The sequence below is a fragment of the Robinsoniella sp. genome (genome assembly GCF_034124845.1).
The window spans coordinates 1-7,156 of record NZ_JAWYAJ010000086.1; the positions used below are offsets into that span (position 1 = coordinate 1).

Below are 7,156 nucleotides of genomic sequence, written 5' to 3' on the forward strand. Positions count from 1 at the left end.
CCTGCTTTTCTGAGTGGAGGTAGCTGAGGTATATCCAATCTGTCCCATCTCAGAAGGTACCCCTTTAAAGATTACGACCAGTTTATTTTTTTCCTTTATTTTGCCGGTGAGATCTATTCTCTTGTGTTCGTACATCCCTTTATGGGTGCCCGCCAGCTCGTCATTGACATAGATCATCGCCTCATAATCCAACCCTTTAAACACCAGAAATACATTTTCCCCAGTCAGATCTCTGCCTATAGCATCTGGATGAGAAGTAATCTCTGTCACTTGTGCCAAAAATTCCGTGCGGTACATCCACCAGCGGTTTTCCACCCATTCGCAATTCAGGCTGTTCCTGGCATAGTAAGGGTTATCGATGTATCCTGCTTTCCACAGGTCATAGTGTACGCCGCCCGGCACTTTTGCTTCTATCCATGGCGTAACACCGTGGAGTGTCTGGCCTGTTTCCATGCTTTTTTCTTTGATTGGCACATATGGCCAATATCCCTTGACCTGCCATTTAAGATTTGATAATGAAATTTCCATTTGTATCCCTCCTGTATAAAGCAAGCTGGCTAGTACCGCACCAATTCGCCTGTTTACACCGTTTTGACTCCCGCGGGGTCTCTCACTGCACATTCATATGCCGTATCGAACATGGCAGCTATATTTGCAGGCGGAACATTTCCCATAATGTTATGTACCTGGTTAAAGACAAAGCCGCTTCCTTTGGCGAATATTTCAATATTCTTTTCCACATGAGCGGATACTTCTTCCGGAGTTCCCTGCCACAACATTCTCTGGGTGTCACATCCTCCGCCCCAGAAACAAATAGAATCTCCATATGTCCTTTTTAAATGCCCTGGGTCCATATTATCCGCAGAGATCTGTACCGGATTGACTATGTCCACACCTGCTTCTATAATATCCGGCAGCAGTGCATCGATGGATCCACAGGAATGAAGGAAAATTTTAATATCACTGTTTTCGTGTACATGTTTGCAGAATGCTTTCAGATAAGGCAGACAGCATTCTTCATAACTTTCCGGCGAACACATAGGTGCATTCTGCATACCCAGGTCACTGTTTACTTCAATTGCCTGAATATACTTTCCAAACCTCTTGTTCATGCGGTCAAATTTAGCAATATTTTTACCCAGCTGTGTCTCATTCTGGTATTTGCAGGATTCCGGGTCTAATAACATCTCGCAGGCAAATTCCAACCCATGAAAGAAAGCGCCATATCCCATGACCATGGTAAATTTATCAGTTTCTTTATATATCTCTTCTGCTCTCCTGCCAAACAGTTCCCACTTTTCTTCTTCGCTTTTAAAGCCATAAAAATCAGGGCAAATCCCATCAAAAAAATATCCTCCTGCCGGCATATAGATTTCTCCCTGACCGGAGCTCATCCGATATCCTCCGTCTGACTGCCTGACCGGCCTAAAGCTATCCGGGACCAGGAATTCATACGTTCCCCGGGGATTCCACTTATGCGTATTCTCCCATGGGGGATTTAACAACATGGTATCGATGTGAAATCTGTCCAGAATATCCTGATCCACTCTGGCCAACCCCTGTGAACAGTCAATCATCTCAATCTGATCCACAGACAGCCCTAAATATTTTCGCAGCTCATAATATGCGTATGCTGATATACCCGTTGAAAAATGAACCCCCAGATCAATCGGCATCCGGTCCACCGGTTTGTGTTCAATGGCATTTAGCACTCTTTGGCGGCTGCTCATATATTCTTTATTCATGATGTCTTATCCTCTACTTTCTTTAAACAAATGCCTCCCCGCATAAATCCGTCTCTATATCGTGCCTGATATTCTGTATCACCATATGGTAAAATATCGTAACAGTTCAGACAGGTCAGCGCATTTACTGCGCAGACCGTAAGAAAACCTGGGGCCTGCAGACATCCAGTCCTTCGCCGAAGGCGAATTTCAATGGGCTGGATGTGTAACAGTTCATGCTGTCTGAACTGTTACGAAATCTCAGGTATTTGTTAAATATAGACCTTAAATGTTTTAATTTCAAAACACCCTATTTCAAATTCAATCCCGCTGCCGCTTAACATCAGTTCCTGCATCTCTTCCTCGCAGAGATTCGTTTCCACTACCCGTTTTACAGGGAAATGAAACATCAGCCTGGCGCCGGAGTCTTTTGCATTTTTAAATTCATATAACCGGACAATATAAGCATCTTCTGCTTCAGCCTTCTTTACCGTATCAATTACAATATGGCTGCAGTCTGTCTCTATCATAGAGTAGGAAATCTTGTCCGTCTGTCCATCCGGACAGCGGGTGCTATATACCGACGTATTCACGCCGGGTGGCACTTGCTGCCCCTTCTTTTCTGCAAAGGAATACAGCAGAGGCATATTCAGCATCATGGCTTCCTTCTGTACCTGGCATTCGGTAACACTTCCGGCATGGGGATACAGGGAATATGTAAATTCATGAATCCTCCTGTCCGCAGTCTCATCAGGGCGGACAGCGGATTTAATCAGAGACAGCCCCAGCGTATTCTGGTGAATATCGTAGCCGTATTTGCAGTCATTTAGAAGAGATACGCCATAGTTACCTTCCGATAAATCAGCCCAACGATGTCCGCACACCTCAAATTTTGCAAAATCCCATTCATTATTCGTATGGGTCGGACGTTTTATATTTCCAAACTGAATCTCATACACCGCTTCTTCACAGTGTACATCCACAGGAAAATATACCTTTAAAAGTACCTGTTCTTCTTTCCAGTCAGCAGTAGTCTTAAAATCAATTCTTCTGCTGTTATGATATAAGATCATATCCTGGGTAATTACCGAGCGGTTGAAGACCCAGACATGACGTAAAACGCCCCGTAACGCACCCTGCTCCATCACTTCTGATTTTACCAGTTGAAATGGTTGATATGGTTTTTCTTTGTAATACACATCGATATCCCATGCATCAAAGCGCTGGGGTTTGTCTTCGTATGCCTGCAGCATGTTCATGGGCGATTCGCAGCTGACCTGACGGCCATTTTCTTTATCATACAGATAAGAAATCTCACCGTTCCCGTTCATTTCAATCTTGAAGAAGGCATTCTCCATAGAAGTTTCTGTAACCTTGACAAGAGATCTGTCCGTTGTATCAGTATTTTCACAATATGGAATCCACTTATGTAACACTTCCGGCAGATCTGCGCATTTACTGCGCTGATCGTACAAAAACCTGGGTCTGTCGGCATCCAGCCCTTCGCCGAAGGCGAATTTCAATGGGCTGGATGCGTAACAGTTCAGACTTGTCTGAACTGTTATCATCTTATATCCATAGGACGGAATATCCTTTATGTATACCAGAATGCCATCCTCTGTTTTCTGGTCTGCAAGCTTTTCAGATCCCCATGAGAACTCCGTATGCAAAGTACAATGCTCTCCATAAGGAAGGAACAGGATATCATCTCTCGAAAAACCTGTGGTGTTATAGACTGCAATGGAATTCTCATTTACACAGATCTCATCCATAAGCGCAGTCTGTACCTGCCGACAGAGTTCCCCGCCTTTTTGTGCAATTTCCAGATAATCTCTGGTTGTATCCTCATATACCTGACGAATGGATGACCCGGGAAGGATATCGTGGAACTGATTCAGCATTACCCGCTCCCAGATTCCATCCAGTGCTTCCCGTGGATAGCAATCCCCTCCGCCAAGTATATCCCGCATACTGTACAGGAATTCAATATTATGAAGCAGTACCTCTGACTGGCGGTTGAACTTCTTATTGGCAGCCTGCGAGGTATACGTACCCCGATGCAGTTCAAAATAAAGCTCACCGTCCCAGGTTCCCAGCTTTTTATGGTCTGTATGGTTGTAAATACGCTCAAAATAGTGCTCCGCCGTATCCATTTCCACCCTTGGGATTCCTGGAATATTTTTCATAACACGGCTTTGTTCCAGCATTTCTCTGGTAGGTCCGCCGCCGCCGTCTCCCCATCCAAAGGCAATTAAAAGCTCATCATTTTTATCCTTATCTTTATAATTTTTCCACACTCCCGTCACTTCTTCCGGATCCATATGACCATTATAAGTATAGAACCAGGAGCCGTCTTCCGGCGTGGTAATAAAATGGGTAAAGATGCTCGTTCCGTCTATTCCCTTCCAGTTAAATGTATCATATGGAAAATGATTGTACTGGTTCCAGCTGATCTTCGTTGTCATGAAATATTTCATTCCTGCTTTTTTCATAATCTGCGGCAGTGCACCAGAATATCCAAAGACATCAGGCAGCCAGACCAGATTTGTTTCCTGTCCAAATTCTTCCTTAATGAATCGCTTTCCATAGATAAACTGACGTACCAATGACTCTCCGGACGGAACGTTGGTATCCGGTTCAACCCACATGCCGCCGGTGATCTCCCACTGTCCCCGGGCAATTTTTTCTTTTACCCGGGCATAAATTTCCGGATAATCTTCTCTCAGGAATTTGTACAGCTGGGGTGACGTATGCATAAACCGGTATTCGGGATATTGTTTCATCAGATTCAGCACCGTGGAAAACGTTCTGGATGCTTTTTCCCGGGTGGCGCAAAGCCTCCATAACCATGCCATATCAATATGAGAATGGCCCACTCCGTATACCACAGGCTTTATTTCTTCCACCTTTGCATACTGATCCAGCTGTTCCTGTATATAAGCCAGTGCTTCCTGGATGGACTTATAGTATCCTTCTGATTGATACTCCAGAAAATTTACTCTTGCAAATGTATCATTCAGTACCCGAGTCAATTTTATCCTGCGCAAATCATTCTCATCCAGCAGCTTTACACACCGCAGCAGTGTATCTGTTATATAATAAAAACGGTCTGTCTCCATATCCAGCTTTACCAGCTGGGCAATCTTAAAAGTCCGCACTCTGGGCACCACGAGAACGCCGCTCCAGGCCTTTATTGCAATATGCAGGGTGTTTCCATTTTCAAATACTTCCTGATCAAGAAGTGCTTCCTCATGCCAGATATCAATTCCCTGAACCGGTTTGCCATTTATATACAGCAATGCTTCAGCGGTAGATTCTCCCCCATCCCGTGGGCCAACTGACAGCTTGAGTGCCGTCTGGCTGTCCATAAAGGCTTCCGGAACTTGTACACTGGTGCGGAACCAGGCAACCTTGTCGTATCCTCCCCAGGTATCCCATAACCGGAAATCCTGCCAGCCGCTGTCATCATAACTCAGATCAAAAGCATCATCAATGCGGTCATCCATTGGGTGCTCTATATATTTCCATTCATCCAGTTCCACAACTTCACGGTATCTGGCAGGCCAGATATCTTCATCTATATATTTGCGGATTTTTTCTAATATAAAATGCGGATCTTTTACTTTCAATTAAATACCTCCTGTCAGGCTCTAAACCGTCTGGCTCATTGTATAAGATTACCTGCCACTGATAAAGCTGCGTAATCCCCCAGTTGTTCTCCCAGCCCTGCCGGTACTACCTGACATACCTGCCGGTTCTGTAATAGTGTTTCCCTGCGGATTACCTCCAGCATGGGTTCTCTGAGTATATCTTCCTGTCTCAGATAAATGCTTCCGATTACAATTCTTTCCGGGTTCAGAATATCGATCAGCATAGAAAGACCTTTTCCCAGATTCTCTCCTGCCTTTTTCAGGATATCAAGTGCCAGTTCATCTCCTTCGCCGGCTGCCGCACCGATATCTGCTGTGGTAATTTCATCCAGTGCTTTTCCCGGCTTTAAAATACTCGTCCGACTGCCTCTCTTAACCCAGCTTTCAATATATGGCACTGCAAACCTGGCAATGCCGCCTCCGCTGCAAAATCCCTCAAAAGATCCCTTCTTGCCATAGCCTTCCGGTCCATCCTCCGACAGACGTACATGTCCCACTTCCCCTGCCATATCACAGGTCCCGCAGTATAATTTGCCATCCAGTATCAGCCCGGCTCCAAGTCCGGTGCCAAAAGTCAGGAATATCATATTTTGTGTGCCTCTTCCCGCACCCCAAAGCCATTCTGCCAGTCCGCATGCATTTGCATCGTTCTGTACCTGGACCGGAACGCCAAATCTCCGGGCAAAGGGCGTCACTACATCTATATGATCCCAATCAGGCAGATTGGGCGGACACATAATCAATCCTTTTTTAGAATCCAGAGGGCTTCCGCAGCTGATTCCAATGGCTTCCAGCACAATCTCCTCGTGTGCATCAACCATTGCTGCAAGAGTTTCTGTCATCCTCTTCACTGCCTCCGAAGGTGAATCCGGAGTAGGAAATTTTTCTTTATAACAAATCTCTATCCCATCTGTACCCGTGGTTTTCCCGATACTAACCGCACACTTTGTACCGCCAATATCAATTCCAGCCAAATAACTCATCCGAAAAATTCCTCCTCCAGCATCATGCAGATTGTGTGGTAGACCGGCAGATGAAGTTCTTGGATATTGGGAGTTGCCACAGCCGGAACACAGATGCATACATCACACAGTTCCTTCAGCTCTCCGCCACTTTCCCCGGTCATTCCAACCGTCTTCATACCCAGTGCCTTTGCCGTCTCCACTGCATATATTACATTTTTAGAATTTCCAGAGGTACTGATACCCATAAGGACACTTTTATCATCCCCATATCCGCATACTTGCTGTGCAAATACCAACTCAGGTACTGCATCATTGGCAAACGCCGTAGACAATGCAATGTTACTGGTAAGGGTCACTGCTGGAAGGCCACCCTGTAAATGCTCCGCCAGCAGTTCTCCGTTTTCCAGAGAAATATTTTTTAACTTTGCCTTCATTTCCGCCGATAACGGGCGTTTGATGGCAAATTCTTTCATCAGTTCTCCTACAATATGCTCCGAATCTGCCCCGCTTCCACCATTTCCGCAAACGAGCAGCATACCTCCCTTTCGAAAAGAATCCCGTATATTTGCAAAGGCAGACCAGATATCGGATTCGCATCCCTCCAATATGGGATACCGCTTCCGTAATTCTGTAATATGATCATAAATTTCCATCTATTCACCCCCATGAAGAAGCAGCATATCCATTGCTTTTTCCACAAATTCCGGCGTACCAAAGCTCCCGGATTTCAACACCATTTTATAATAAGGGTGGTCTATACTCTGGCAGGTTGGCAATCCCGGCTCAATTTCTTTTAGAATCCGCATTCCCCGGATGT

Annotated in this window: 6 protein-coding genes; all 6 read right to left on the reverse strand. The window is 45.2% G+C overall.

Translation table 11 applies throughout. The features are described from left to right. A partial coding sequence (locus tag ACH2DQ_RS04350; RefSeq protein ID WP_395025713.1) for a glycosyl hydrolase 2 galactose-binding domain-containing protein occupies positions 1-528 on the reverse strand: 528 nt, incomplete at its 3' end. 53 nt (positions 529-581) lie between these two features. Beyond that, positions 582-1,745: a uroporphyrinogen decarboxylase family protein gene (locus ACH2DQ_RS04355; RefSeq protein ID WP_394910736.1), complete on the reverse strand. Its 1,164-nt coding sequence runs from the start codon at positions 1,743-1,745 to the stop codon at positions 582-584. Positions 1,746-1,996: 251 nt separating this feature from the next. Beyond that, on the reverse strand, positions 1,997-5,353 hold the full coding sequence (locus ACH2DQ_RS04360; RefSeq protein WP_394910737.1) for a glycoside hydrolase family 38 C-terminal domain-containing protein: 3,357 nt from the start codon (positions 5,351-5,353) through the stop codon (positions 1,997-1,999). A 35-nt stretch (positions 5,354-5,388) separates the two neighbouring features. Then, on the reverse strand, positions 5,389-6,357 hold the full coding sequence (locus ACH2DQ_RS04365) for an ROK family protein (protein WP_394910738.1): 969 nt from the start codon (positions 6,355-6,357) through the stop codon (positions 5,389-5,391). Then, positions 6,354-6,992 (reverse strand): SIS domain-containing protein, encoded by a 639-nt coding sequence (locus tag ACH2DQ_RS04370; protein ID WP_394910739.1) that lies wholly within the window; start codon positions 6,990-6,992, stop codon positions 6,354-6,356. The genes ACH2DQ_RS04365 and ACH2DQ_RS04370 overlap by 4 nt, the downstream gene beginning before the upstream one ends. Then, positions 6,993-7,145 carry a nucleotide-binding domain containing protein gene (locus ACH2DQ_RS04375; RefSeq protein WP_395025716.1) on the reverse strand — a complete coding sequence of 51 codons (153 nt, stop codon included), beginning with the start codon at positions 7,143-7,145 and terminating at the stop codon, positions 6,993-6,995. Positions 7,146-7,156: the final 11 nt, after the last annotated feature.